20 protein-coding genes and 2 pseudogenes are annotated in these 25,811 nt (G+C 72.8%); 17 read left to right on the forward strand and 5 right to left on the reverse strand.

Features of this window, described 5'->3' with window-relative positions:
• The first annotated feature begins 149 nt into the window (after positions 1–149).
• From Q7L65_RS22815 to Q7L65_RS22865, 11 genes and pseudogenes are all read left to right on the forward strand, one after another.
• Positions 150–578: an SDR family oxidoreductase gene (locus Q7L65_RS22815; RefSeq protein ID WP_304724846.1), complete on the forward strand. Its 429-nt coding sequence runs from the start codon at positions 150–152 to the stop codon at positions 576–578.
• A gap of 23 nt (positions 579–601) precedes the next feature.
• A pseudogene (locus tag Q7L65_RS22820) lies at positions 602–839 on the forward strand (fumarylacetoacetate hydrolase family protein).
• Complete coding sequence (locus tag Q7L65_RS22825) at positions 836–1,672, forward strand: GntR family transcriptional regulator (RefSeq protein WP_304724847.1); 837 nt, start codon at positions 836–838, stop codon at positions 1,670–1,672. Before Q7L65_RS22820 ends, Q7L65_RS22825 begins: the two are co-directional and overlap by 4 nt.
• Before the next feature lie 30 nt (positions 1,673–1,702).
• Positions 1,703–1,879 (forward strand): annotated as a pseudogene (locus Q7L65_RS22830) (ATP-binding cassette domain-containing protein); the annotation flags it as partial.
• A 136-nt stretch (positions 1,880–2,015) separates the two neighbouring features.
• Positions 2,016–3,206 carry a substrate-binding domain-containing protein gene (locus Q7L65_RS22835; RefSeq protein ID WP_304724848.1) on the forward strand — a complete coding sequence of 397 codons (1,191 nt, stop codon included), beginning with the start codon at positions 2,016–2,018 and terminating at the stop codon, positions 3,204–3,206.
• Positions 3,207–3,211: 5 nt separating this feature from the next.
• Complete coding sequence (locus Q7L65_RS22840; RefSeq protein ID WP_304724849.1) at positions 3,212–4,837, forward strand: sugar ABC transporter ATP-binding protein; 1,626 nt, start codon at positions 3,212–3,214, stop codon at positions 4,835–4,837.
• Positions 4,834–5,838, forward strand: a complete 1,005-nt coding sequence (locus tag Q7L65_RS22845; protein ID WP_304724850.1) for an ABC transporter permease — start codon at positions 4,834–4,836, stop codon at positions 5,836–5,838. The genes Q7L65_RS22840 and Q7L65_RS22845 overlap by 4 nt, the downstream gene beginning before the upstream one ends.
• Positions 5,839–5,887: 49 nt before the next feature.
• Positions 5,888–8,053 carry a hydantoinase/oxoprolinase family protein gene (locus Q7L65_RS22850; RefSeq protein WP_304724851.1) on the forward strand — a complete coding sequence of 722 codons (2,166 nt, stop codon included), beginning with the start codon at positions 5,888–5,890 and terminating at the stop codon, positions 8,051–8,053.
• A complete protein-coding gene (locus tag Q7L65_RS22855) occupies positions 8,050–9,741 on the forward strand; it encodes a hydantoinase B/oxoprolinase family protein (RefSeq protein WP_304724852.1) in 1,692 nt (563 codons plus the stop codon). The genes Q7L65_RS22850 and Q7L65_RS22855 overlap by 4 nt, the downstream gene beginning before the upstream one ends.
• Entirely contained in the window at positions 9,738–10,982 is a 1,245-nt protein-coding gene (locus Q7L65_RS22860) for a Zn-dependent hydrolase (RefSeq protein ID WP_304724853.1), read from the forward strand. The genes Q7L65_RS22855 and Q7L65_RS22860 overlap by 4 nt, the downstream gene beginning before the upstream one ends.
• A gap of 62 nt (positions 10,983–11,044) precedes the next feature.
• The gene (locus Q7L65_RS22865; RefSeq protein ID WP_304724854.1) at positions 11,045–11,788 is read left to right on the forward strand and encodes a GntR family transcriptional regulator; all 744 of its coding nucleotides are present in this window, start codon (positions 11,045–11,047) and stop codon (positions 11,786–11,788) included.
• Positions 11,789–11,937: 149 nt separating this feature from the next.
• Here the strand turns inward: Q7L65_RS22865 and Q7L65_RS22870 are convergent, their stop codons facing one another.
• Positions 11,938–12,486 carry a hypothetical protein gene (locus Q7L65_RS22870; protein WP_304724855.1) on the reverse strand — a complete coding sequence of 183 codons (549 nt, stop codon included), beginning with the start codon at positions 12,484–12,486 and terminating at the stop codon, positions 11,938–11,940.
• 76 nt (positions 12,487–12,562) lie between these two features.
• On the opposite strand from Q7L65_RS22870, the gene Q7L65_RS22875 reads away from it, so the two are divergent.
• Positions 12,563–13,258, forward strand: coding sequence for an alpha/beta hydrolase (locus Q7L65_RS22875; RefSeq protein WP_304724856.1), 696 nt, complete (start codon positions 12,563–12,565; stop codon positions 13,256–13,258).
• 37 nt (positions 13,259–13,295) lie between these two features.
• Here the strand turns inward: Q7L65_RS22875 and Q7L65_RS22880 are convergent, their stop codons facing one another.
• Together Q7L65_RS22880 and Q7L65_RS22885 are read right to left on the reverse strand one after the other, a co-directional pair.
• Positions 13,296–14,345, reverse strand: coding sequence for a flippase-like domain-containing protein (locus Q7L65_RS22880; RefSeq protein ID WP_304724857.1), 1,050 nt, complete (start codon positions 14,343–14,345; stop codon positions 13,296–13,298).
• 153 nt (positions 14,346–14,498) lie between these two features.
• Entirely contained in the window at positions 14,499–15,566 is a 1,068-nt protein-coding gene (locus tag Q7L65_RS22885) for an SDR family oxidoreductase (RefSeq protein WP_304724858.1), read from the reverse strand.
• Between the two features lie 128 nt (positions 15,567–15,694).
• Between Q7L65_RS22885 and Q7L65_RS22890 the strand changes: the two genes are divergently transcribed.
• The 4 genes from Q7L65_RS22890 (at position 15,695) to Q7L65_RS22905 (ending at position 21,814) form a co-directional block, all read left to right on the forward strand.
• On the forward strand, positions 15,695–17,353 hold the full coding sequence (locus Q7L65_RS22890) for an FAD-binding oxidoreductase (RefSeq protein ID WP_304724859.1): 1,659 nt from the start codon (positions 15,695–15,697) through the stop codon (positions 17,351–17,353).
• A gap of 47 nt (positions 17,354–17,400) precedes the next feature.
• Positions 17,401–18,291, forward strand: a complete 891-nt coding sequence (locus tag Q7L65_RS22895) for a 1-acyl-sn-glycerol-3-phosphate acyltransferase (RefSeq protein ID WP_304724860.1) — start codon at positions 17,401–17,403, stop codon at positions 18,289–18,291.
• Positions 18,288–19,298 (forward strand): NAD-dependent epimerase/dehydratase family protein, encoded by a 1,011-nt coding sequence (locus Q7L65_RS22900; protein WP_304724861.1) that lies wholly within the window; start codon positions 18,288–18,290, stop codon positions 19,296–19,298. The genes Q7L65_RS22895 and Q7L65_RS22900 overlap by 4 nt, the downstream gene beginning before the upstream one ends.
• Before the next feature lie 92 nt (positions 19,299–19,390).
• On the forward strand, positions 19,391–21,814 hold the full coding sequence (locus tag Q7L65_RS22905; RefSeq protein ID WP_304724862.1) for a heavy metal translocating P-type ATPase: 2,424 nt from the start codon (positions 19,391–19,393) through the stop codon (positions 21,812–21,814).
• Here Q7L65_RS22905 and Q7L65_RS22910 read toward each other — a convergent pair.
• Together Q7L65_RS22910 and Q7L65_RS22915 are read right to left on the reverse strand one after the other, a co-directional pair.
• On the reverse strand, positions 21,811–22,869 hold the full coding sequence (locus Q7L65_RS22910) for an aldo/keto reductase (RefSeq protein WP_304724863.1): 1,059 nt from the start codon (positions 22,867–22,869) through the stop codon (positions 21,811–21,813). The two genes, Q7L65_RS22905 and Q7L65_RS22910, sit on opposite strands and share 4 nt — an antisense overlap.
• A 50-nt stretch (positions 22,870–22,919) precedes the next feature.
• Entirely contained in the window at positions 22,920–23,561 is a 642-nt protein-coding gene (locus Q7L65_RS22915; RefSeq protein ID WP_304724864.1) for a TetR family transcriptional regulator, read from the reverse strand.
• An 85-nt stretch (positions 23,562–23,646) separates the two neighbouring features.
• Between Q7L65_RS22915 and Q7L65_RS22920 the strand changes: the two genes are divergently transcribed.
• A complete protein-coding gene (locus tag Q7L65_RS22920; protein ID WP_304724866.1) occupies positions 23,647–25,791 on the forward strand; it encodes an MMPL family transporter in 2,145 nt (714 codons plus the stop codon).
• The last annotated feature ends 20 nt before the right edge of the window (positions 25,792–25,811 follow it).

Consider the following 25,811-nt stretch of genomic DNA (forward strand, 5'->3'; position numbering starts at 1 on the left):
ACAAAAACACTGACACGACCGCGACAACGACAACGTCAAATTCCGACTAAAAGTGACCCGGCGGTGGAGGGGCTGCGCGAGGTTCTGCATGGGTCAGATGCTAGTGGCGTGTCTCCAACCCCAGCGCCGCGCGCGCGTTGTCGACGGCGATGCGCCGGCGCAGGTCGTCGTCGGCCGCCGGCACTGGCGGCGAAGCCGACCCTTACGTCTCCGACAGGGACGCGGTCGACGCCGCCGTCGCCGCGGTCGTCACACGCCACCGCCGCGTCGACAAGGGCGCGCTGATCGCGTTCGCGAAGTCGCTCGCGGCCGAGGTCTCCGACGACCGCGTGCGCGTCAACACGGTCTTCCCCGGCGTGATCGTCACGCCCCAGCTCCAAGCCGCCAACCCGACCGGCGGCGAGCGCGAGCACTGGCAGAAGACGACGGGCATCGGGACCCCCGAGGACGTCGTCGGCCCGCTGCTGTTCCTGCTCTTCGACGCCGCCACGATGACCGGCTCGACGCTCGCGCGCGATCGAGCGTTCGGCTCAGAGGAGGAGTCGCCCTCCGGCGCGCGCATGGCGGACAGTGGCTGAAGGGCACGTCGATCGACGACACGATGCCGCTCGGACCGTGGATCACGACGGCCGACCAGGTGCCCGATCCGCACGGCCTGCAGATCACCTGTGAGTTGAACGGTGAGATGCTTCAGAATGCGGCGACTGACCGGAACGCCCAGCGGGATCGGCAACGCCCGGGATCGGCAGGTCGTTCTGAACGACGGGGATGTGGTGGTGACGAAGGTGATCGGCCTCGGAGAGCTTCGCAACAACGTGGTGGCGGTGGCATTGACATGAGCAAGCGCGCGCGACGAGTGACGACGAGGGGCAGCAACGGAGCCGCCGGCGGCAACGGGTCGGCGGCCGCGACCAACGGGGCCGGCGCAGCCAGCCTGGTGAGTGCGACCGCTCCCGTCGTCTCCCGACCCGCGCGCCAGACTGCCGGAGACCAGGCCGAGGAGGCCGTCTTCGAGGCGATCATGGACGGGAAGATCCCGCCCGGCTCGCCGCTGCGGCTGCAGGAGCTGGCCGAGCAACTCGGCATGTCGATCATGCCGGTGCGCGAGGCGCTGCGCCGGCTGGAGGGCCTCGGGCTCGTCGAGATCGTCGCGCACAAGGGCGCGTGGGTGCGCCCGCTGACGCTCGAGGACCTGCACGACACGTACTTCACGCGCGTCAACCTCGAATGTCTCGCGATGCGCACCGCGGCCGGCAGGATGACCGAGCAGGACAGCGCCGCCGCGCGCGCCGCGCTGGACGAGCACGTCGCCGCGCGCGAGCGCGGCGACCAGGTCGGCGCGCGCAACGCGCACGAGCGCTTCCACTTCACGATGTACCGCGCCTGCGGCTCGGAGTGGCTGGTGCGCTCGATCGGCCCGGCGTGGCGCAACAGCGAGCGCTACCGCGTCGAGTCGATGCGCAACCCCGAGCACGTCGCGCGCCGCGGGCAGGAGCACCTGCAGATGCTGGAGGCGCTGGAGCAGGGCGACGCCGAGCGCGCCGTCGAGCTGCTGGCGTCCCATCTGCTGTCGTCGGTCGAGCTGGTCGCGGCCGGCCTCGAGGGCGACCCCGCCGCCACGCGCGTGCGGCTGCCGTCGCTCGACGCGCTGCTGCCGCGCGGCAGCGCGTAGCGACGGCGCTCGCGCGCAGCCGCTCGTCGCCTGCGCGGGGTCAGCAAGTCCTTTCCCGGAGTCCGTGCGCTCGACGCCGTCGACCGCACGATCGCGGCCGGCGAGGTGCACGCGCTGACCGGCGAGAACGGCTCAGGCAAGTCGACGCTGGCGAAGATCGTCGCCTGCGTCGCGCAGCCCGACGGCGGCACGATCGAGATCGACGGCGCGCCGGCTTGCCCGCCGCTTGGACATCCGGCCAAGCGAGTCCGACCAGACGGCGATTGCGGACCTCTCTGAAGTTGTCTAGGTTTCGCAACCGAAGTTGTCCTATTGGTAAGACAACCAGTCAGGGAGTACCGGGATGCGTGCGACGACGGTGAGGCGATCTGGATTCGGACTGGCGCTGCTGTGCGCAGCGACGCTGGCGGCGGGCTGCGGCAGCAGCGACGACACGGCGAGCACGAGCACGGCGGCAGCCGGCGGCTCCTCCGGCGCGACGGAGACGACCGCCGCCTCCAGCGGCGTCGCGGACGCGCAGAAGGAGCTCGACGCCTACCGCGGCGTGCCGACATTCGAGGCCCCGGGTGAGCCGTTCGACGCCAGAAGACTGGTCGCCGGCAAGACGCTGATGAGCATCCCGGCGTCGAGCAGCATCCCGTTCGTGCAGACGCTCCAGGACGGCGTCAGAGAGCTCAGCGGCGAGGTCGGGATGAGATTCCTCGACTGGCCCAACCAGGGCAAGCCGGTCGAGTGGGTCCAGGGCATGAACGCCGGCGTCGACCGCAGAGTGAACGCGATCAACCTGATGGCCGGCATCAACCCGGGCAGCATCGGGCCGCAGGTGAGCGCGGCGAAGGCAGCCAGAATCCCGGTCATCGCGTCCCACCTCTACGACGTCGGCGACACTCCCGCCGAGGGAGTCGACACCGTCTCGATCCCCTACGAGCAGGCCGGCCGGCTGCTGGCCGACTGGGTCGTCGCGAGAACCGGCGGCAAGGGCGACACGCTCGTCGTGAAGATCGACGAGGTTGTCTCGACCGCGCCGATGATGAGAGGGATCCAGGACGTCTTCGACAGAGCCTGCGGCGACGACTGCCCGGTCTCGACGATCAACGTCGCGATCGCCGACGTGGCGACGAAGATCCAGCCGCAGGTCCAGTCCGAGCTCGTCAAGAACCCGAACATCAGATACGTGATCGCGCTGTACGACTCGGCCGAGGCGCCGTTCGTGGTCGCCGCGATCAAGGCCGCCGGCGCGGCCAGCCGCGTCAGAGTCGTCACCTTCAACGGCACGCCGAGCGTGCTCAGAATGGTGAAGAGCGGCGACGTCGAGATGGATGTCGCGGAGAACCTCGAATGGGTCTCCTACGCGATAACCGACCAGGCGATGCGCCTGATCGGCGGGCTGGAGCCGGTCAGCGACCCGAAGCTGCCGCTGCGCATCTTCGACGCCGACAACATCGACGAGGCCGGCACCAACCCGGCGACCGCCGAGGGCTTCGGCGACGAGTACAGAGCGGGCTACCGCAAGCTCTGGGGCCTGGGCGGCTGATCGCGATGACGACGCTGCTCGAGATCCACGGCCTCAGCAAGAGCTTCGGCGGCGCCCGCGCGCTCGACGCCGTCGAGCTGGAGCTGCGCGCGGGCGAGGTCCACGGCCTGCTCGGCCAGAACGGCTCGGGCAAGTCGACGCTGCTGAAGGTGCTGTCGGGCTTTCACCAGCCCGACGAGGGCCGACTCGCGATGCGCGGCGAGCCGGTCGCGCTGCCGCTCGCGCCGGGCGCCTATCGCGCCCTCGGGATGGCGTTCGTGCACCAGGACCTCGGCCTCGTGCCGGAGCTGTCGGTGTGCGAGAACCTGATCGTCGCGCGGCTCGGGGCGGGCGTGCAGAAGACCGTGCGCTGGCGCGTCGAGCACGCCCGCGCGGCCGAGGCGCTGGAGCGCCACGGCCTCGGCGAGATCGACACGCGCGCGAAGGTCGCCAGCCTCAGCCAGATGCAGCGCGCGCTGCTGGCGATCGTGCGCGCCGTGGAGGAGCTGCGCGACGGCCCGCACGAGCACCAGCTGCTGGTGCTCGACGAGCCGACGGCGTTCCTTCCGCGCGCCGGCATCGAGCAGCTGTTCGCGCTCGTGCGCGGGCTGGTCGAGCATGGCGCCAGCGTCCTCTTCGTGACGCACGACCTCGACGAGGTCGTCGAGCTGTGCGACCGCGTGACGGTGCTGCGCGACGGCAGGCTGGCCGGCACGACCGAGGTCAGCGCGACGGACGCCGACGCGCTCGTCGAGCTGATCGTCGGACGGCGGCTGGCGGCGCTGGCGCAGCGCCCGCCCGCGGACGACGCCGCGGCGGCTGCCGCGGCCGCCGCGGTGCCTGCGCGCCTGCGTGCGCGCGGCGTGCGCGGCCGCTACGTCGACGGGATCGACCTCGAGGTCCGCCCCGGCGAGATCCTCGGCGTCACCGGCCTGCTCGGCTCCGGCTTCGAGGAGCTGCCGCACCTGCTGTTCGGCTCGCGCCCGGCGACGGGCACGCTGACGCTGACGCGGCATGACGGTGCAAGCGGCCGGGACCGCTCAGGCGACCCCGCGCCCGACCAGGAGATCGCGCTCGAGCGCCTCACGCCGGGCCGCGCCGTCGGCCTCGGCCTCGCCTTCGTGCCTTCAGACCGTCCGCTCGACGGCGCCGTCGGCGCGCTCAGCATCGCCGACAACCTGACGATGACGACGCTGCCCGAACATCGCCGCGGCCCGCTGCTGTCGCGCCGCTCGATGCGCGAGAAGGCACGCGAGCTGGGCGAGAGATTCGCCGTCGTGCCAAACGATCCGAGCGCCGCGCTGAGCGCCCTCTCGGGGGGCAACCAGCAGAAGGTCGTGCTCGCGAAGTGGCTGCAGCGCGACCCGCGGGTGCTGCTGCTGGACCAGCCGACGCAGGGCGTCGACGTGCAGGCGCGCCGGCAGCTGTTCGACGCGATCAGCGGCGCCGCCCGCCGCGGCAGCGCCGTGCTCTGCGCGAGCGCCGACTACGAGGAGCTGGCCGCGCTCTGCGACCGGCTGCTGATCGTCGCGCGCGGCCGCGTCGTGCGCGAGCTGCGGCGCTCGGAGCTGAGCAAGGAGCGGATCGCCGAGCACGTCCTCACGAGCACGACGATGCCCGCCGCCGACCTCGCGGAGACCCACCACTCATGAGCGCCACCACGACCTCCTCCAAGCCGTCTCGCCACGCGCTGCGCCCAAGCGTCCTGGTCGAGCGCTCCGGTCTCGTGATCGCCTGGATCGTCGCGATCGCGGTGTTCGGGATCCTCAAGCCCGACACGTTCCTGACGAGCGCGAACTTCTCGACGATCTTCGGCTCCCAGGCCGTCCTCGTCGTGCTCGCGCTGGCGCTCGTCGTGCCGTTGACGGCCGGCGACTACGACCTCTCGATCGCCGGCGTGCTGGCGCTCTCCAGCATGCTCGTCGCCTACCTCAACGCCGAGCACGGCGTGCCGCTCGCGTTCGCGATCCTGGCGGCGCTCGGGGCCGGCGCGCTCGTCGGGGCGATCAACGGCGCGCTCGCGGCCGTCTTCGAGATCGATCCGTTCATCGTCACGCTCGGAACGGGCACGATCCTCGAAGGACTCGTGCTCTGGCTCTCGGACTCGCAGACGATCAGCGGCATCTCGACGACGCTCAGCGACGCCGTCATCACGACGAGATTCCTCGGCGTCGCGCTCGGCTTCTGGTACGGGATCGCGCTCTGCGTCGTGCTGTGGATCGTGTTCGAGTACACGCCGCTGGGGCGACGGCTGCTGTTCGTCGGCCGCGGCCGGCGCGTCGCGGCGCTGTCGGGCTTCAACCTGCGGCGGCTGCGCTGGGGCGCGCTGATCGCCAGCGGCACGATCGCCGCCTTCGCGGGCGTCCTCTACGCCGGCGTGACCGGCGGCGCGGACCCGTCCAGCGGCGCGACGTTCCTGTTGCCCGCGTACGCGGCTGCCTTCCTCGGCGCGACCGCGATCGTCCCCGGTCGCTTCAACCCCTGGGGAACGGTGATCGCCGTCTACTTCCTCGTGACCGGCATCACCGGCCTGACGATCCTCGGCGCCGCCGCGTGGGTGCAGGACGTCTTCTACGGCACCGCGCTGGTGCTCGCCGTCGCGTTGTCGACGTGGTCGCGCCGCCGCAGCGGCGCCGCGGCGGCGGACGGATGAGCGGCGCGGCGATGACCTTCACGAACACCAAGACCAAGGAGTCCGACACGTGCTGCTGGTAGGCATCGACATCGGCGGCACCTTCACCGACCTCGCGCTCTACGACTCCGATGCGGGTCGCGTGGCGGTGCACAAGGTCCGCTCCACCCCCGACGACCCCGGCCGCGCGCTCGTGACCGGGATCGTCGAGCTGTGCGCCGCCGCCGGCGTCGCGCCCGGCGACCTCGACGGCGTGCTGCACGGCACGACCGTCGCGACCAACGCGGTGCTTGAGCACCGCGGCGCGCGCACCGGAATGGTCACGACGGAGGGCGTGCGCGACGTCGTGCACATCGGCCGCCATCAGCGCCCAGAGCCGTACTCGGTGATGCTCGACATCCCGTGGCAGGCGACGCCGTTCGTGCGCCGCGCCCACCGCCTCACCGTCCCGGAGCGGATCGCGTCGAGCGGCGAGGTGATCGTGGCGCTCGACGAGGAGCGCGTGCGCAGCGTCGCCCGCGCGCTCGGCGAGGCCGGCGTCGAGGCGGTCGCGATCTGCTTCCTCTTCTCCTACGTCGACGCCGCGCACGAACAGCGCGCGGCGGAGATCGTGCGCGAGGAGCTGCCCGCGGCATTCGTCACGACCTCGGCCGACGTCTCGCCGCAGTTCCGCGAGTTCGAGCGCTTCACGACGGCGGCGATGAACGCCTTCGTCGGGCCCGGCACGGGCAGATACCTGGAGCGCCTGACCGCCGGTCTGGAGCGCGAGGGCGTCGGCGCCGACCTGCTCGTGATGCGCTCCAACGGTGGCGTCGCGAGCGTCGCCGAGGCCGCCGCGCGGCCCGTCACGCTGATGCTCTCCGGCCCCGCCGCCGGCGTGCTCGGCGCGCGCTGGGCGGCCGGTCTGGCCGGGCGCGAGCGGCTGATCACGTTCGACATGGGCGGCACCAGCGCCGACATCGGGATCGTGACCGAGGACGGCGTCGCGGAGGCGTCCGCGCGCGACACCGAGATCGCCGGCTTCCCGCTCCTGGTGCCGATGTTCGACATCCAGACGATCGGCGCCGGCGGCGGCTCGATCGCACGCCTGGACGAGGCCGGCGGCTTCCGGGTCGGTCCGCGCAGCGCGGGCGCCGTGCCCGGCCCGGCCTGCTACGGCTTCGGCGGCACCGAGGCGACGATCTCCGACGCGCACCTCGTGCTCGGACGGCTGGACCCGGAGCGCTTCCTCGGCGGCGACATGGCGCTCGACACGGCCGCCGCGGAGGCGGTCGTCGACCGGCTCGCCGGCCAGCTCGGCCTCGACCGGCTCGCGGCGGCCGAGGGGATCCTGCGGCTGGCGAACGCCAGCATGGCGCAGACGATCCGCTCGATCACCGTCGAGCGGGGCCACGACCCGCGCGACTTCAGCCTCGTCGCGTTCGGCGGCGCCGGCCCGCTGCACGCGGCCGAGCTGGCCGACGCGATCGGCATCCGCGAGGTCGTCGTGCCGCCGCATCCCGGCATCACCTCGGCCGCCGGCCTGCTCACCTCCGATCTGCGCTACGACCACATGCGCACCGTCTTCATGACCGAGGGCGCGATCGACGGCGACGCGATCAACCGGCAGTTCGAGGAGCTGGCCGGCGAGCTGCTCGCACGGCTGCTGCGCGACGGAGCCGACGCGGCCGACGTGACGATCGAGCGGGCGCTCGACTGCCGCTACGCGGGCCAGGGCTACGAGCTGCGGATCCCCGCCGGCAAGGGCTTCACGCCGCAGGTGCTGGAGGCGTTCCACGCCGCCCACAGAGCGGAGTACGGCCACCACTTCGCTGATCCGATCGAGCTCGTCAACCTGCGCGTGACGGTCTCGGGACCGCGCCCGAAGCTGGAGCGCGTCGAGATCGGCAGCGGGACGCTGGAGCAGGCGCAGATCGGCGAGCAGACGGGCGTCTGGCGCGTCGGCGACGAGCTGGTGGCGCGCCCGACGCGCCAGCTGCTGCGCGAGCGGCTGCCGCTGGAGGAGCCGATCGCCGGTCCCGCGATCGTCTTCCAGCGCGACACGACCGTCGTCGTGCCGCCCGGCTGGAGCGCGACCGCCACGCCCGGCGGCGCGCTGCTGCTGAACGCGACGGGCGTGCAGCACGGAGCCGCCGCCGACGATGACGTGACCGCCGACGGCGCGACCGCCACCGACCAGACCGCCGACCGCGCGACCGCCACCGACCAGACCGAGACGAGAGGAGCGCTCGCATGAGCACGCTCGACCGACCGCGCGTCGACCCCGTCACCGCCGCGGTGATCGGCGGCGCGCTGACCTCGACCGCCGTCGAGATGGGCTACCGCCTCGCGCGCGCCTCCTACTCGTCGATCATCCGCGAGTCGGAGGACTTCGGCTGCGCGCTGCTGGACCACGAGCGCCGCCAGCTGTGCGAGTCGACCCAGTCGACGCCGCTGCAGTCCGGCCCGATCCCCGGCTACGTGAGAGGGATCGATCGCCGCTTCGCGGAGCTCGGCGACAGCTGGAGACCCGGCGACGTCGTGATCCACAACCACCCCTACTACGGCGCATCCCACCAGCCCGACGTCGGCTTCGTCGTGCCGGTCTTCCTCGGCGAGCAGCTGATCGGCTTCTCGGTCACGACCGCGCACCACCTCGACCTCGGCGCGCTGACGCCCGGCAGCTGCGGGATCGTCGACGCCTCCGACGCGTTCGCCGAAGGGCTGCTGCTGAACGCCGTCAAGGTCGAGGAGGAGGGACGCCGCAACGAGAGCGCGTGGCGGATCGTCGCCGACAACACGCGCCTGCCCCAGCTCGTCGTCGGGGACATGGAGGCGCAGGTCGCCGCCGCCAAGCTCGGCGCGACGCGGATGCTGGAGCTGGTGCAGCGCTATGGCCTGGAGACGGTCCAGGCCGCCTCCGAGCAGCTGATGGACCACTCCGAGGCGAGCCTGCGTCAGCAGATCGAGCGGATCCCCGACGGCCGCTACGCGGCGGAGGGGCGGATGGACGGCTTCCTCGACCACCCCGACCCGGCCTATCGCGACCTGCTCGTGAAGGTCGCGATCACGGTCTCCGGCTCGGACCTGCACGTCGATCTGACCGGCACCGCCGACCAGGTCGACCTGCCGATCAACATGCCGTTCAAGGGCACCGTCGACATCGCGATCTGCCTGACGCTGCGGGCGATCCTGCTCGACAGCGTGCGGCACGACGCGGTCGCCAGCAACCAGGGGCTGTTCCGCCCGATCACGATCGAGGCGCCGCTCGGCTCGCTTGCCAACCCGCGCTTCCCGGCGCCGACGATCGCGCGCTTCTGCCCCGGCAACGTGATCGCCGACACGGTCATGCGCGCGCTCGCGCCGGTGCTGCCCGACCAGGTCGCGGCCGGGGTCGGCAACCTCAAGGTCGTCGCGTACTCCGGCGCGAGCGAACAGGGCTCGTGGGTCTACATGGACATCGTCGAGGGCTCCTACGGCGGCCGCAGCGGCAAGGACGGCCTCGACGCCGTCGACACGCTCTACGCGAACACGCGCAACAACCCGATCGAGGACATCGAGTCGCACTACCCGCTGCGCGTGCGGCGCTACGAGCTGGTCGACGAGGGCGCGGGCGCCGGTCGCTGGCGCGGCGGCCTCGGCTCCGTGCGAGAGATCGAGTTCCTCGCCGACGGCGGCTTCTCGCTGGAGGGCGACGGCAACCTCGTGCCACCGCCGGGCCTGTTCGGCGGTCACGAGGGCAGAGCGGGCTCGGTCACGCTCAACCCCGGCACCGCGCGCGAGCAGGCGCTGCCGTCCAAGACGCCGTACCGCAAGGCCCGGGCCGGCGACGTGCTGCGGCTGGTGGCGCCCTGCGGCGGCGGCTACGGCGACCCGGCGCAGCGCGACCCGGCGGCTGCCGCGCGCGACAGCGAGGACGGGATCGCGACGGTGGCGTCGCGATGAGCGGCGTGTCGATCAGCCCGCAGACGCTCGCCCGCACGCTCGGGCAGGACCTCGAGGAGGTCGCGCAGATCGGCGCGACCGGCCGCGGTGGGATCTCGCGCTTCGCCTGGACCGACGAGCTGGCGCAGGCATACGCCTGGGTCGCCGGCGAGCTGGAGGCGCTCGGGCTCGTCGCCGGGGTCGACCAGGCCGGCAACCTGATCGCCAGATGGGAGGTCGACGGCGGCGACGAGGGCGCCGTGATGGCCGCCTCGCATCTCGACACCGTCCCCAACGGCGGTCGCTTCGACGGCGTGCTCGGCGTGCTCGGCGCACTGGAGGCGGTGCGGATCCTGCGGCGCAGGGGCTTCGAGCCGGCGCGGCCGATCTGGATCGGCTCGTTCATGGACGAGGAGGGCACGCGCTTCGGCGCTGCGCTGTTCGGCAGCCGCGCCTTCGCCGGCCACGACGTCAGCGCAAGCCTCGCGGCGACCGACGCCGAGGGCGTCACCGTCAGCGAGGCGATCGCGGCGCGGGGGATGGACCCCGCGCGCGTCGGCGAGGCGTTCGTCGCGCCGTCGCTGTCGGCCTACCTGGAGCTGCACGTCGAGCAGGGGCCGGTGCTCGACAGCGCCGGCGAGCGGCTTGGCATCGTCGAGTCGATCACCGGCGTGCTCGGCTTCCACGTGATCGTCAGAGGCGAGGCCAACCACGCCGGCGCGACCCCGACCGACGCGCGCAGAGACGCGCTCGTCGGCGCCTCGAAGATGGTGCTGGCGCTGCGCGAGCGGGCGCGCGAGCACAGCGAGCTGCGCGCGACCGTCGGGCGCATCTCGACCTCGCCGGGCGCGATCACGGTCGTCCCGGGCGAGTGCCGCTTCACCGTCGATCTGCGTCCGTCGCAGCCGGAGGTCGTCGCGCCGACGATCGCCTGGCTGCGCGCGATGGTCGCCGAGGTCGCGGCCTCCGAGGGGCTGGAGGCGGAGGTCGTCAGCGACTACGAGCTGGCGCCGACGATGATGGATCCGCGCGTCGTCGCGGCGCTCGCCGCGGCCGCCGCCGACGAGGGCGTCGAGCCGGTGCGGATGTGGAGCGGCGCCGGACACGACGCGATGGTGATCGCGCCGCATGCGCCGACCGGGATGGTGTTCGTGCCGAGCGTCGGCGGGATCAGCCACTCGCCGCACGAATGGACCGAGACGGCCGACTGCGAGCTGGGCGCGCGCGTGCTCGCGGGCGCGATCGAGCGGCTCGCGGGGTGAGCGGCGCGCGGGGACTGCGGCGGTGTGCGCACGCGCCAGCGGCGGCGACGTAAGGTGGTGCGATGAGCTCCGTCGACAAGCAGTCCCCGCTGCCGGCGTACTTCCAGGTGGCGCAGGATCTGCGCCGCCGGATCGCGCAGGGCGAGTGGGGAACCGGCGACAGGATCGCGCCGGAGCTCTCGCTCGCCGGGCACTACGGCGTCAGCCGCGTCACGGTCCGGCAGGCGCTGGCGGAGCTGGCGAAGGACGACCTCGTCGAGCGCAAGCGCGGCAGCGGCACGTACGTGCGTCCGCAGCAGCGGCCGATCGTCTACGACCTCAACCTGACGCTCGGCGCCTACGCCGCGAGGATCAGGGAGCTGGGCTTCTCCAACCGCGCCGAGATCATCGAGTCGGGCCTGCTCACGCCGCCGCCCGAGCACGTGCGCGCGCCGTTGGAGCTGGCGCCGGACGGCCAGGTCGCCTACCTGCTGCGGCGGATCTTCATCAACGACCAGCCGGCGGCGATGTACCGCTCGTGGTTCGACGCCGCCGTGGTGCCGGGGATCGAGCGCTGCCCGGGCGTCGAGGGCTCGTTGTCGGACACGCTCGAGCGCGAGTACGGCTTCGTGCCGGTGCGTAGCGAGCTGTACCTGGAGGTCGTGCGCTCCACGCGCGAGGAGGCGCTGCTCGTCGACGCCGTCAGCGACGTGCCGCTGCTGGTCGTCACCAGCACGAGCTACCTCGCCGACGGCCGCCCGCTCGAGCACGGCCAGACGGCATGGCTCGGCGACCGCGTGCGGTTCCACGTGACGTCGGAGGCGTAGTTCCAGCGCCGGCCCCTCGATCGCCTCGCGGAGACGGCGGTCTCGATTCTCGCGGAGATCGTCACGACCCGCGCGGGGCGCCCCGCCGCGCCGTTGCGTGACACGAGCGGCTCGATCCAACCACACGACACCACCTGAGCTGTCGCCCGTCAGGCGCTGTCGATCGTCGTGAGGAAGTCGGCGAACGCCTGCTGCGTGCGCATGGTGTCGCCGGTCGCATCGAGATCCATCAGGAGGCCGCGGATCACGGCGAGCACGACGGTGGCCAGCTCCGGCCGGCCGAGGCTGCGCATGCCGTCCTCCAGCGGTGCGAGCCAGTCGGTCGTCGCGGTGCGCCGGAAGCCGGGCCAGAGCGGTCCGCCCGCGCTGTCGTGCAGCCGGCTGAAGATGCGCAGGTAGGGCGCGCCCTGCGGCCCGGAGATCTCCGCCCATGCACGGGCCAGGGTCACCGGGTAGGGCTCGTCGGGTCGCAGGCACAACAGCTCGGTGAAGGCCTCGACCTGACGCTGCCGGGCCTGTCTGAGGACCTCGCGCAGCAGTCCGTCGCGGGTCTCGAAGTGGTAGATCAGCATCCGGCTCGAGCTGCCCGTGGCGGCCGCGAACGGCCCGAGACGATCGGGGAGCCCGTGCTCGAGCGCGTAATCGGTGCACGCGTCGAGAAGCTGCTGCCTGATCTGCGGTTGACGCTGCCGGCCCATCCGGTCATCTTTTCACGTAACGAACGGTACGTCTATCGTTGCTCCAGAGCAGATCGACACACGACGGGAGGGCAAGATGCGGGTCGTTTTCGTGCATGGGGCATGCGTCAGCGACGGAGCGTGGTGGTGGCACCGAACCGCTGAGCTGCTGGCCGAGCGGGGCATCGCCAGCGACGCGCCCGCCCTGCCGAGCTGCGGCGAGACGGGACTGCCGACGAACGCGCAAGGACCCGGGCTGGCCGAGGACGTCGCGTCGATTCGGCACGTTCTGGGCGCGAGCGACGAGCCGACGGTCGTGGTCGCGCACAGCTACGGCGGCATCGTCACCGCGGAGGCCGCGGCGGGCGTCGCAGCCGTGCGCCATCTGCTGCTCGTGTCCAGCTACCTGCCCGAGGTCGGGCAGAGCCTCTCCTCGTTCGGCGGTGACGAGCCCGCCCCGTTCCTCGACGTCGATCCCGCGGGCGGCACGTTCACCGTGCGGCCGGAAGCCCTGGCCGAGACGTTCCTGCAGGACTGCGACGCGGAGATCCAGCGACAGGCGATCGACAAGACGGCGCGGCAGAGCCTGGCGGTGCTGGGGCAGCCGGTGCGGTCAGCGGCCTGGCAGCACGTGCCCTCGACGTACCTCGTCTGCGCACAGGACCACGGCACCCCGGCCGATCTGCAACGCGAGTTCGCCGGTCGAGCCGGCAGCGTCGTGGAGCTCGACGCCGGTCACCACCCGTTCCTCTCCCAGCCCGCGGCCGTCCGCGAACTGATCCTCGGGCTGTGAGGGCGACGGTGGCCGCCGCCGCGCTGGGCGCGCGGCGTCAAGCGGCGATCGAGCGCCGCAGCGCGACGAAGCCGATCGCTCCGCCGGCCAGCGGGAGCCAGAAGAGGATCACGCGGTAGATCAGCACGGCCGCTGCGGTGGCGGCGGCGGGGGCGCCGAAGACGATCAGCATCCCGATCAGGCCGCCGTCGATCCCGCCCATCCCGCCGGGGATCGGCAGCAGCCCGCCGAGCTGGCCGACGAGATAGCCGAGCAGGATCACCCAGATGCTGACGTCGGCGCCGAAGGCGTGGAACGCGGCCCACAGGACGGCGTTGTCGAACAGCCAGTAGCCGAGTGCGCCGGCGAGCACGAGCGGGTTGCGGGCCCGCAGGATCCCGATCGCCTCGGCTGTGCCGGTCACGAGGGTGCGGCGAGCGATCGTGAGGGCGGCGCGTACGCGGATCGCGCCCGAGCGGGTGACGGCGCGCTGCGCGCCGGGCGGAACCGCGCGTGCCGCCTCGCCACCCGCGCCGATCCGCGGCAGCAGCAGGACGACCGCGATCGCAACGCCCGCCAGTGCGGCGGGGAAGGCCGTCAGCCACAGCGAGACGGGCGGCCCGACGAGGCCGAGCGCCATCGCCGTGCCGATCAGCGCGACCGCGACGAAGTTCACCGAGCCCTTGATCAGGAAGAACGCGACCGAGCGGCGTGCGACGCGCTCGGGCTCCATGCCGTCGTGGACGAGCGCCCAGCTTGCGAGCGCGAGGCCGGCGGCGCCGCTGGCGGGGACGATCGAGCCCATTCCGAGCGCCGACCAGCCGATCCGGCTCGCCGCGCCCCAGGAGCGCTCGGCGCAGAAGATCGGCTTGAACATCAGCACGTAGGCGACGCACGACAGCAGTTGCAGCGCGACCGCGGCGGCGACCCAGCCGAGGCTCGCGTCGCCGAGCAGGCGCCGCACGTCGCCGAGCCCCGGCGTCAGCGCCGCGACGAGCACCAGCGCGCCGATCAGTGCCGCGACCTGCGCCGCGCCGCCGAGCAGTCGGCGCGTCTGGAACGCGCGCGGCGGCGCGTGGTCGGTCGCGTGCTGCTGAAGCGTGCTCATGCGGTGCTCTCTGAGCTGGGCATGTCGGTAAGACCGTGCGGCCGCGCGAAACTCACCGGTCGCCCGTCGTCGATCGGCAGGTCACCCGACCCGCTCGATTCAGCCGCTACGCCCGCGGCGCCGGTCCTCGCGCGCGGCGCCGAGGCGCCCGGCTCAGGCCGCCGCGGACGCAGCCCCCACCGGGCTCGACCGCAGCACGCGCGTGCGGCCCCATCTGGCGGCCGCCGCGTGGTCGAGCAGGAGCGGGACGAGCCGCTCGATCGGGACGGGGCGGACGCCGAGCTGGCCGGCGCGGGCGAACTCGAAGCGCGCCCAGACGTCGACGTACGGGGCGTAGACGCCGATCTGGTCGGCCGCGGTCGGCACGCACTCCATCATCGGGCGCCCGGCGTGCTCCAGCGACAGCCGCGCGAACTGCTCCATCGTCGGCGCCAGCTCGCCGCTGACGACCTGCACCACGCCCGTCTGCGCGGGATCGTCGAGCAGACCCGCGACGACCTCCACGACGTGGTCGACCGGCACGAGGTCGAGGATCGCACCGGCCGGCGCGGGGACGACGTCGAGCACGCCGCTGACGAGCGCCCGCAGCGGCGGGTAGACGACGTTGAAGGAGCTGGTCCAGCCCGTCCGCGTGTCGCCGACGACGATGCTGGGGCGCACGATCGCGGCGCCGTCGAGGCGTTCCACGACGCGCTCGGCGCGGTGCTTGGTCTTCTCGTAGGTGTTGCGGAACGCGGGCGTCGGCGCCGGGCCGGTCTCCCGCGCGAGCCCGTCCGCGCGGCCGTGCACGTACGCCGTCGAGACGTGCACGAGGCGGCCGGCGGCGCCGCGCTCGCGGGCCCGCTCGGCGAGCGCGACGATCCGCTCGGTGCCGGCGACGTTGATCGCGTGCGCGTCGTCGAGCGACAGGTCGAAGCGGATCGAGGCGGCGCAGTGGACGACCGCGGCGGCGCGCTCGGCGAGCGCGTCGTAGGCGTCCGGCGCCAGCCCGAGCCCGTCGCGCTCGACGTCGGCCGCCAGCACCTGCACGCCGGCGACGACGGTCGCGTCGCCCCAGGTCGCCTCGGCCAGCTGCTCCAGACGCCGGCGCGCGTCCGCGTCGTCTCTCGCGCGCACGAGCGCCGCGACGCGGTCGCCGCGTGCGAGCAGGCGCTCCAGCACGAGCGAGCCGACGAAGCCGGTGGCGCCGGTCAGCACCGTCACGTCATCTTCACGAGCCATGCGCTCAGTATCGCTGCGCACGGTCGGTCAGCGCCGCGCGGTCGCATCCCCTAAGGTCGTCCGCCACACGACGCCGGGGTCGACGCGCGGGCGCACGCGCCCGCGCGCCAGCGATACGGAGGACGGACATGGCAGCGATGAAGTGGTGGGGCTGGGGCGTGGAGGGCGTGGAGTTCACGCACGAGGACAAGCCCGCGCTCGGACCGTTCATCAAGGAGGTGCTGGGGCTGGACGTCTCGCGTCCGACGACCGCGCCGCTGCGCTTCGACCAGCTGCAGATCGCCGACCCGACCCTGCCCGACGCCCTGCGCGCCGCGCTCGAGGAGGCCGTCGGCGCCGAGCACGTCAGCGTCGATCCGCTCGACCGCGTCGTGCACGCGCGCGGCAAGTCGGTCCGCGACCTGATCCGCCAGCGCCGCGGCGACCTGCCGCGCGTGCCGGACGTCGTCGTGCGCCCCGGCGGCGAGGACGCCGTCACCGCCGTGCTGCAGGCGGCGCTGAAGGTCGACGCCGTCGTGATCCCGTTCGGCGGCGGCAGCTCGATCTCCGGCTCGCTGGAAGCGCCCGCCGACGAGCAGCGCCCGATCGTCTCCGTCGACCTCGGCCGGCTCGACAAGCTGCTGTCGATCGACGAGCACGCCCGCCTGGCGACGGTCCAGGCCGGCGTCTTCGGCCCGCACCTGGAGCAGCAGCTCAACGCGCGCGGCTACACGTTCGGCCACTTCCCCGACTCGTTCACGCACTCGACGCTCGGCGGCTGGATCGCGACGCGCTCCTCCGGCATGCAGTCCGACCGCTACGGCGACATCGCCGACCTGACGCGCGGCCTGCGCGTCGTGACGCCCAACGGCACGCTCGTCGCGCAGCCGGTCCCGTCGCAGTCGACCGGGCCGAGCGTGCGCGAGATGGTGCTCGGCAGCGAGGGGCGGCTGGGGATCATCACCGAGGCGACCGTGCACGTGCGGCGGCTGCCGCAGGAGCGCAAGATCCTCGGCTACCTGTTCCCCACGTTCGCCGCGGGCCTCGCGGCGATGCGCGACGTCGCCGCGAGCGAGTGCTCGGTCTCGGTCACGCGCGTCTCCGACGCGCCCGAGACGATGTTCTCGTTCGCCACGCGCAAGCGCTCGACGCTGCTGGACAGAGTGCAGTCGAAGGCGCTCCAGACGTTCCTGCAGCGGCGCCTGGGCTTCGAGCTGAGACAGATGTGCCTGTCGTTCATCGGCTACGAGGGGTCCGCGGGCCACGTCGCGCAGCAGCGCAAGGCGGTCGGCAAGATCGTCAAGCGCCACGGCGGGCTGTGCATCGGCTCCAGCCCCGGCGCGCTGTACGACCAGAAGAAGTTCGACACGCCCTACATCCGCGACTTCCTGCTGGACCGCGGCGTCCCCGCCGACGTCTCCGAGACGGCGATGCCGTGGAGCAGACTGCAGACCGTCTATGACGCGGTCAGCGCCGCCGGCCACGGCGCGTTCGCGCAGCTCGGCGTGAGGGGCTACCTGATGTGCCACCTGTCGCACAGCTACCACGGTGGCGCCTGCCTCTACTTCACGTTCGCGTTCGAGCCGTCGCCGGGCGCCGACATGCTGGTCGAGTACGACGTGGTCAAGTCGGCGATCCAGCAGGCGTTCGTCGACAACGGCGCCACGCTGTCGCACCACCACGCCGTCGGCACCGAGCACGCGCGATGGCTGGAGCAGGACATCTCGGCGCCGGGCGTCGCGATGCTGGAGGCGCTGTTCTCCGGGACCGACCCTGGTCGGAACTTGAACCCCGGAAAGATCGTCTGACGCGCGTGCGGGAAACCTTCACGCAGGAGCGGAGTAAGCAACCCCTGATGGCGAACGACGACCGTGCACGAGACCAGGCCTGGGCGCGCAAGCTCCCGGCGCGGGTCGCGCGCGAGGCGATCGTCTGCGGCGTCTTCGACACGATCATCCGCTCCTACGCGCGCAAGCGGATCGACGGGCGCGAGCACCTCGACCGGCTCGACGGCCCGGCGATCTTCGTCGCCAACCACTGCAGCCACGTCGACACGCCGCTGCTGCTGCGCTCGCTGCCGCGCGCGGTGCGGCGGCGCACCGCCGTCGCCGCCGCGGCCGACTACTTCTACACGAGCAGGCTGCTCGCGGGCGCGGTCTCGCTGGCCTTCTGCACCGTGCCGCTGGAGCGGCGCGGGGGCGGCAGAGGCGGCTCGACCGCGAGCCTGCAGCCGCTGATCGACGACGGCTGGAGCCTCGTCGTGTTCGCCGAGGGGACGCGCTCGCGCGACGGCCGCGTCGCGCCGCTGAGAACCGGCGCCGCGATGCTCGCCGCCGCGCACGGCCTGCCGCTCGTCCCGATCCACATCGCCGGCACGCACGCCGCGATGCCGACCGGGCGCGGCTGGATGGTCAGGCCGGCCGGCGGCCGTCGCTTCGCGAGGCACGAGTTGCGCGTCTGCTTCGGCGCCCCGATCGAGGTGGGCCCGCGCGACGACCGCTTCGAGGTGATGGAGCGCGTGCGCCAGTTCATGGAGGCGTGCGGAGCGGTGACGAGCCCGGACCCGAAGCTCGCGGCGCGGCGGGCGGCGGCTGCGGCCGGGTCGGCTGGCGTGGACGAGGCGGCGGCGCCCGTGGCTCCGGCGGCGCCGGGTCCGACGGCGACGGGTGCGCCGGCGGTGCGAGCCGCGTCGACCGGCGGCGCCGCTGCGCCCGCGCGTGTCGCGGAGAGCCGGTCGCTGCGATGAGCAGGGTCTTCCTGACGGGCGGCGGCGGCTTCATCGGCGGCGCGCTGGCGACGGCGCTGCGCGAGCGCGGTGACGAGGTCGTCGGGCTCGCGCGCACCGACGCGGCGGCGCAGGCGCTGAGCGCGCGCGGCGCGCAGGTCGTGCGCGGCGACGTGCTCGACGCCGACGCGCTCGCCCGCGCGCTCGCCGGCTGCGACCTCGCCTACCACGTCGCGGGCGTCAACTCGCACTGTCCGAAGGATCCGGCGCGGCTGATGCGCGTGAACGTCGAGGGGACCGAGCAGGTCGTGCGCGCGGCGGCGCTCGCGGGCGTCAGGCGGGTCGTCTTCACCTCCTCGGCGGCGTCGATCGGCGAGGCCGAGGGCACCGTCGGGACGGAGCAGTCCCCGCATCGCGGCTCCTACCTGTCGCTCTACGACCAGTCCAAGCACGACGCCGAGCGCGTCGCGTTCGCGGCCGGTGTCGAGACCGGCGTGGAGGTCGTCGCGCTGAACCCCTCGTCGGTCCAGGGCCCGCCACGCAAGGGCGGCAACGGCGCGATCATCATCGCGTTCCTGAACGGCAGGCTGCGCGCGTTCGTGGACACGTACGTCAGCGTCGTCGACGTGCAGGACGTCGTCGCCGCGCACCTGCTGGCGGCCGAGCGCGGCACGCCCGGTCAGCGCTACATCCTCAACGGCGCGACGATCCCCTCAGCCGACGCGCTGGCGATCGTCTCCGACCTGACGGGCCTGAGACAGCGCGTCCCGATGGTCCCGCCCGCGCTCGCCCGCGGCGCCGCGACGCTGGTCGAGCGCGTCCTGAGGCTGCGTGGCAAGACCTCCCCGATCTGCCGCGCCCGCGTCGACACGATCCTCCACGGCCATCGCTACGACGGCTCCCGCGCCACCCGCGAACTGGGCCTCGCCTACACCCCGGTCGCCGACACCTTCCGCCGCACGATCGAGTGGGCCGTGGCGGAGGGGCTCGTCACGCGGGAGCTGCCAGCACGACGCAGGCGCGGCTGACCGTCGTACCGCCGACGGCGGCGAGGTGAGCGGCGCGCGCCGCGCGCCGCGTCCTTGCCGAATCGCAGCCGATGGCCCATGCTGACGGGCCGATGGCCGACGTCCGCGTGACCACGACTGCGTCGATCCCGCTGGACGGTCTCGCGTGCGTCTGCTGCGCGGAGTACCTGCAGGAGCGCGTCGGCGGCCTCACCGGGGTGCAGCGGGCCGACGTGCGCTTCGCCGAGCGCCGGCTCGACGTGCGCTACGACGCCGCGGCGGTCGACGAGACGGCGATCCGCCGCGCGGTCGTCGACGGCGGCTTCCGCTGCGCCGACGCGGCCGACGGACCGACGGCCGAGCAGCTCGCGCACGCGCACGCGATGCAGCCCGTCACCTGCTGCACGACCGCGGACCGGATGCAGTACGAGCTGCCCCACACGGCGGCGAAGCACGAGCACCACGATCCCGCCGACGAGCACGGCGGGATGGACCACGACATGTCGGACCCGGGCATGGCCGCCGCGATGGAGCGCGACATGCGCAATCGCTTCTTCCTCGCGCTCGCGTTCACGATCGGAGTCGTGCTGCTCTCGCCGGTGGCCGTGAACACGTTCGGGATCGAGCCGATTCGCTCGATGGACGTGCGCAACGTCCTGATGCTGCTGCTGTCGGCGCCGATCGTGTGGTACGCCGGATGGGTCTTCGTCGGCGGGGCGTGGACGTCGTTGCGACATCGCGCGCTGAACATGTCGGTGCTCGTCGCCACGGGCGTCCTCGCGGCATGGCTCTCCAGCGTGCTGCTCACGATCGTGGGTGAGGAGACGTTCTTCGAGGCGGCCGCGATGCTCGTCACGTTCGTGCTGTTCGGTCACTGGATGGAGATGAAGAGCCGCAAGGGCACCGGCGACAGCCTCCGCGCGCTGTTCGACATCGTGCCGCCGACCGCGACCGTCGTGCGGGCCGGCGTGGAACGGGAGGTCCCGACCGCGCAGCTGGTGGTCGGCGACCTGATCCGCCTGCGGCCCGGCGATCGGGTGCCGGTCGACGGCGTCGTCGAGTCGGGCTCCGGCGCCGTCGACGAGGGGCTCGTCACCGGCGAGTCGATCCCGGTCGAGAAGCGCGCGGGCGACGAGCTGGTCGGCGGCTCGATCAACGGCTCGGGCGCGATCGCGATGCGGGCGACGAGGATCGGCGCCGACACCGCGCTCGGACGCATCATCGACCTGGTGCAGACGGCGCAGAGCTCGAAGGCGCCCGGGCAGCGGCTGGCCGATCGTGCCGCCGGCGTGCTGGTGGTCGTCGCGGTCTCGGCGGGACTGATCACCTTCGTCGCCTGGACCGCGTTCTCCTCGCAGGACCTGATCACCGCGCTGACGTTCGCGATCAGCGCCGTCGTCATCGCCTGCCCCGACGCGCTCGGCCTGGCGACCCCCACGGCGGTCGCGGTCGGCACCGGCATCGGTGCGCGCCACGGGATCCTGATCAAGGACGCGACGACGCTGGAGCGGCTCGGCAGCCTGCAGGCGATCGCGCTCGACAAGACGGGCACGCTGACCGCCGGCAGACCCGAGCTGACCGCCGTCGTGGCGCTCCCGGGCCGTTCGGAGGAGCAGCTGCTGGCGCTCGTCGCCGCGGCGGAGCGGGACTCCGAGCACCCGCTCGCGGGCGCGATCGTCGCCGCCGCCGAGGAGCGCAGCCTGCGACTCGGGAGCACCACCGCGTTCGAGGCGGTTGCGGGCCACGGCCTGCTGGCGATGGTCGACGGTCACGCCGTCGCGGTCGGCAACGAGCGCCTGCTGGCCCGCGAGGGCGTCGCCTGCGACGCCCTGCGCGAGCGTGCGCGGGACCTCGCCGCCGACGGCGGCACCGTGATGTACGTCGCGGTCGACGGCGTGGCGGCGGGCCTCGTCGCGGCTGCCGACCAGGTCCGTCCCAGCGCCGCGGCGGCCGTCGCCCAGCTCGTCGGGCTGGGCCTCGAGGTCGTGATGATCTCCGGGGACGCCACGGCGACCGCGGAGGCCGTCGCCGCCAGGCTCGGGATCGAGCGCGTCTTCGCGCAGGTGCTGCCCGAGGACAAGGCCGGCCACGTCAAACGGCTGCAGGGGGAGGGCGCGTCGGTCGCGATGGTCGGCGACGGCGTCAACGACGCGCCCGCGCTCGCGCAGGCCGACGTGGGGATCGCGATCGGCGCCGGCACCGACGTCGCCGTCGAGACGGCGAACGTCGTGCTGACGCGCTCGGACCCGGCCGACATCGTCTCCGCGATCCGGCTCTCGCGCGCCACCGACCGCAAGATGAAGCAGAACCTCGTCTGGGCGTCGGTCTACAACCTGCTCGCGATCCCGGTCGCGGCCGGGGTGCTCTACCCGGCCTACGGGATCGAGCTGCGGCCGGAATGGTCGGCGCTGCTGATGAGCGCCAGCTCGATCGTCGTCGCGACCAACGCGGTGCTGCTGAAGCGCGTCGAGGCCGAGCTGCCCGCTCGGCCCCGCTCCGCGCTCGCTGCCGCGCCCGCTGCCGCCGCGCCCGCCTAGCCCTCCTGCATGTACGGCGCGAGCGTCGGCAGGTCCGCCGGGCCGAGGCGGTCGGAGGCGGTCAGGACCTGGTGCCAGAGCGGGTAGGCCAGCGGCGGGCGGCTGACCTGCTCCAGGCGCGCGAGCTCGTCGTCGGCGAGTCTCAGCTCGGCGGCGGCGAGGTTGTCGGCGAGCTGCTCGTCGGTGCGCGCGCCGATCACGACGGTCGAGATCCCAGGGCGGCTCAGCAGCCACGCCAGCGCGACCTGCGCGTGCGAGACGCCGTGGCCCGCGGCGATCTCGCCGAGCACGTCGATCGTGTCGTGGAGCTTCTCCGCGTCGTAGACCGGCGGCTCGCTCCACTCCGTCAGCTGCCGCGAGCCGGCCGGGGCCTCGCGGTCGCGGCCGTACTTGCCTGACAGCAGGCCGCCGGCGAGCGGGCTCCAGACGAGGATCCCGAGGCCCTGGTCGAGGCAGGCGGGGATGATCTCCTGCTCGATCGCGCGCTCCTGCAGCGAGTAGTAGACCTGTGTGCTGACGAATCTCGGCAGCCGGCGCGCATCGGCGATCCCGAGCGCTCTCGTCATCTGCCAGGCGGCGTAGTTGGAGCAGCCGACGTAGCGGACCTTGCCGGAGCTGACGAGCAGGTCGAGCGCCTCGAGCGTCTCCTCGATCGGCGTCAGGCCGTCCCACTCGTGCACCTGGTAGAGGTCGACGTAGTCGGTTCTGAGGCGCCGCAGGCTCGCCTCGCAGCCGGCGATCACGTGGTGGCGCGAGAGCCCGCCGTCGTTGGCGCCCGGCCCCATCGAGTAGCGCACCTTCGTCGCCAGCAGCGCGGCGTCGCGACGACCGCTGAGCGCCTCGCCGACGATCTCCTCGGAGATCCCGCCCGAGTAGACGTCGGCGGTGTCGATCAACGTCACGCCGGCGTCGAGCGCCATGTCGATCTGCCGCTTCGCGGTCTGCAGGTCGGTTCTGCCGACATCGGCGAACTTGCCGGTGCCGCCGAACGTCATCGTCCCGAGGGTGAGCGCGGAGACCTTCAGGCCGCTCGCGCCGAGCTTTCGCTGTTCCATCCCGCGATGGTTGCACGTGCAAGCAGCGCGGCGGGATCTGCCTCTGCGCGTCAGGCGTTCGTGCTCGTCGCCGCGGCCCGCCGCGCCCGCAGCGCCTCCAACCCGGCCTCGATGAACGCGAGCACGTCGTCGAGGCCATCCATCGACTTGGCCGTGTGGTCGGCGCTGGAGTCGTCGTCGGTCTGGCTCAGCGCGCCGACCGTCGCGGTCAGCGCGGCGCCGACGAAGCGAGGGCGCAGCGCGCCGGGGTCGTCGCCCAGTTCCGCGGCGACCTGGATCGCGACGATCCGCTCGGCGCGTGAGAGCAGCTGGCGCTCGCGCGCCTGCAGTTCGTCGCTGCCCTCGATCAGCCTGCGCCGCGCGGCCTTGCGCGCGATGTGCTGCTCGTCGTGGGCATCGGCCTCGACGTCAGCGCGACAGGAGATCCACTCGCGCAGCGCGGCGACGAAGTCCTGATCGGGGTCACGCGCCTCCATCGCCGCCTCGAAGTCGTCGATGAACTCGGCCAGGTCGGCGAGCACGACCGCTTCCTTGCTGGGGAAGTAGCTGAAGAACGTGCGGCGGCCGATCTCCGCCGCCTCGGCGATCTCGGAGATCGTCGTCTCCGTGTAGCCGTGCTCGGCGAACAGCCGCAGCGCCTCGCGTTCGATCGCCTCGCGCGTGCGCTCCTTCTTGCGCTCCCGGATTCCCATCCGACGGATGATAACGATCTCATTTGCACCGAGTGTTATTACGCACTCAGTATATTTCTGCACTGAGTGCGCTAGTCTGCCACGCATGCGCTCATTCGCCCTCTGGTGTCACGACCGGCACCGCATCGTCATCGCCGCCTGGGTCGCGCTGATCGTGGCCGCGGGCGCGCTCGCCGCCGCTTCGGGCGGCGCCTTCGTCAACAACTTCTCGCTCCCCGGCACCGAGTCGCAGAAGGCGCTCGACCTGCTGCAGACGCGCTTCCCGCAAGCGTCGGGCGACAGCGACCAGATCGTCTTCAAGAGCGACGGCGCCAGCTTGAGCGATCCAGCCCAGCGCGCGCAGATCGCCAAGGTGATCGCCAGCGTCAGAAGCCTGCCGAGCGTCGCCTCGGTCCAGAGCCCGCTCCAAGCGCCGGGCCAGATCAGCAGAGACGGCAGCATCGGCTTCGCGACGCTGCTGTTCGACAAGCCCGCCAACGACCTCGACAGAGAGCGGACCAGACACGTCGTCGAGGTCGCCCGCTCTGGCTCCACGGCGACGCTGCAGGTCAACCTCGGCGGCCAGGCGGTGCAGGCCGCCGAGCAGTCGGCCGAGTCGCCCGGCGAGGCGATCGGCCTCGTCGTCGCGATCGTCGTGCTGCTGGTCGTGCTCGGCTCGTTCGCCGCGATGACGATCCCGCTCGTCGTCGCGATCAGCGCGATCGTCGCCTCCAGCGCGCTGATCGTCGGGCTCGCCTCAGTCGTCGACGTCGCCAACTTCGCGCCGACGCTGGCGATCATGATCGGGCTCGGCGTCGGGATCGACTACGCGCTGCTGATCATCAACCGCTTCCGTGCCGAGCGCAGCGACGGCGCCGACGTGCGCAGCGCCACCGGCGTCGCGCTCGACACCGCGGGGCGCTCGGTCCTGTTCGCCGGCACGACCGTCGTGATCGCGCTGCTCGGGATGCTCGTGCTCGGCGTCGGGATCCTCAACGCGCCGGCCGTCGCCGCCGCGCTGACGGTCGCGCTGACGATGCTCAGCGCGCTGACGCTGCTGCCCGCGCTGCTGCGTGCCTACGGCCACCGCGTGAAGCCCGCCGCGGCTGCGGCGCCGGGCGCGCGCGGCGGCGTCTGGGCGCGGCTGAGCGGCATGATCCGCCGCCGTCCGTGGGCCGTCGGCGCCGCCGCGCTGGTGCTGCTGCTGGTCGTCGCCTCGCCCGCGACGAGCCTGCGGCTGGGGACCTCGGACGCCGGCACCGCGCCGTCGGACACGACCCAGCGTCACGCGTACGACGATCTCGCCAGCGGCTTCGGCCCCGGCTTCAACGGCCCGCTCCTGGTCGCCGCCACGCTCCCGCGCGAGGGTGGGCAGGCGGCGGCGAGACAGCTGCGGGCGACGCTCGCGCAGCAGTCCGGCGTCGCGAACGTGACGACCCCGGTGCTGAACGGCACGGGCGACACCGCGGTGCTGTCGGTCTACCCGAGCAGCGCCCCGCAGGACGAGGCGACGAAGGACCTGCTGACGCGGCTGCGCGACGACGTGGTGCCGCGCGTCGAACAGCAGCACAGCGGCCTCGACGCCAGCATCGGCGGCGCGACCGCCACCTCGGTCGACGTCGCGAGCGTGCTCAGCAGCAAACTGCCGCTGTTCATCGGGATCGTCGTCGGGTTGTCGCTGATCCTGCTGGCGATCGTCTTCCGCTCGCTCGTGATCCCGCTGAAGGCGGCGGTCATGAACCTGCTCAGCATCGGCGCCTCGCTCGGCGTCGTGACGTTCGTCTTCCAGCAGGGGCACCTGCTGTCGCTGCTGGGCTCGACCGCCGGGCCGATCGACCCGTTCGTGCCGGTCTTCCTGTTCGCGATCGTGTTCGGGCTGTCGATGGACTACGAGGTCTTCCTCGTCTCGCGCATGCACGAGGAGTGGGAGCACACGCACGACGCCTCCCACTCCGTCGACCGCGGCCTGACCGCCACCGGCAAGGTCGTGATGGCGGCCGCGATCATCATGATCAGCGTCTTCGCCGGCTTCATGCTCGGCGACAACCGCATCATCCAGCTGCTCGGCCTCGGGCTTGCCGCGGCGATCCTGTTCGACGCGTTCGTGATCCGGCTCGTGCTGGTGCCGGCGGTGATGTACCTGCTCGGCAGAGCGGCGTGGTGGATGCCGTCGTGGCTGGGCCGGCGGCTGCCGCGGCTGTCGGTCGAGGGGCCGTCGGCGCCGGCGCCCGTCAGCGCGCCGACGCGCTGACGCCCTGGTCCGTCGCGGCC

It is taken from the genome of Conexibacter sp. CPCC 206217 (assembly GCF_030646165.1).
Classification (GTDB): domain Bacteria; phylum Actinomycetota; class Thermoleophilia; order Solirubrobacterales; family Solirubrobacteraceae; genus Conexibacter.

Coding starts and splice junctions, on each gene's coding strand:
- Q7L65_RS22815 (WP_304724846.1), top strand. CDS start 150: ATGCGCCGGCGCAGGTCGTCGTCGGCCGCCGGCACTGGCGGCGAAGCC.
- Q7L65_RS22825 (WP_304724847.1), top strand. CDS start 836: ATGAGCAAGCGCGCGCGACGAGTGACGACGAGGGGCAGCAACGGAGCC.
- Q7L65_RS22835 (WP_304724848.1), top strand. CDS start 2,016: ATGCGTGCGACGACGGTGAGGCGATCTGGATTCGGACTGGCGCTGCTG.
- Q7L65_RS22840 (WP_304724849.1), top strand. CDS start 3,212: ATGACGACGCTGCTCGAGATCCACGGCCTCAGCAAGAGCTTCGGCGGC.
- Q7L65_RS22845 (WP_304724850.1), top strand. CDS start 4,834: ATGAGCGCCACCACGACCTCCTCCAAGCCGTCTCGCCACGCGCTGCGC.
- Q7L65_RS22855 (WP_304724852.1), top strand. CDS start 8,050: ATGAGCACGCTCGACCGACCGCGCGTCGACCCCGTCACCGCCGCGGTG.
- Q7L65_RS22860 (WP_304724853.1), top strand. CDS start 9,738: ATGAGCGGCGTGTCGATCAGCCCGCAGACGCTCGCCCGCACGCTCGGG.
- Q7L65_RS22865 (WP_304724854.1), top strand. CDS start 11,045: ATGAGCTCCGTCGACAAGCAGTCCCCGCTGCCGGCGTACTTCCAGGTG.
- Q7L65_RS22870 (WP_304724855.1), bottom strand. CDS start 12,486: ATGGGCCGGCAGCGTCAACCGCAGATCAGGCAGCAGCTTCTCGACGCG.
- Q7L65_RS22875 (WP_304724856.1), top strand. CDS start 12,563: ATGCGGGTCGTTTTCGTGCATGGGGCATGCGTCAGCGACGGAGCGTGG.
- Q7L65_RS22880 (WP_304724857.1), bottom strand. CDS start 14,345: ATGAGCACGCTTCAGCAGCACGCGACCGACCACGCGCCGCCGCGCGCG.
- Q7L65_RS22885 (WP_304724858.1), bottom strand. CDS start 15,566: ATGGCTCGTGAAGATGACGTGACGGTGCTGACCGGCGCCACCGGCTTC.
- Q7L65_RS22890 (WP_304724859.1), top strand. CDS start 15,695: ATGGCAGCGATGAAGTGGTGGGGCTGGGGCGTGGAGGGCGTGGAGTTC.
- Q7L65_RS22895 (WP_304724860.1), top strand. CDS start 17,401: ATGGCGAACGACGACCGTGCACGAGACCAGGCCTGGGCGCGCAAGCTC.
- Q7L65_RS22900 (WP_304724861.1), top strand. CDS start 18,288: ATGAGCAGGGTCTTCCTGACGGGCGGCGGCGGCTTCATCGGCGGCGCG.
- Q7L65_RS22905 (WP_304724862.1), top strand. CDS start 19,391: ATGGCCGACGTCCGCGTGACCACGACTGCGTCGATCCCGCTGGACGGT.
- Q7L65_RS22910 (WP_304724863.1), bottom strand. CDS start 22,869: ATGGAACAGCGAAAGCTCGGCGCGAGCGGCCTGAAGGTCTCCGCGCTC.
- Q7L65_RS22915 (WP_304724864.1), bottom strand. CDS start 23,561: ATGGGAATCCGGGAGCGCAAGAAGGAGCGCACGCGCGAGGCGATCGAA.
- Q7L65_RS22920 (WP_304724866.1), top strand. CDS start 23,647: ATGCGCTCATTCGCCCTCTGGTGTCACGACCGGCACCGCATCGTCATC.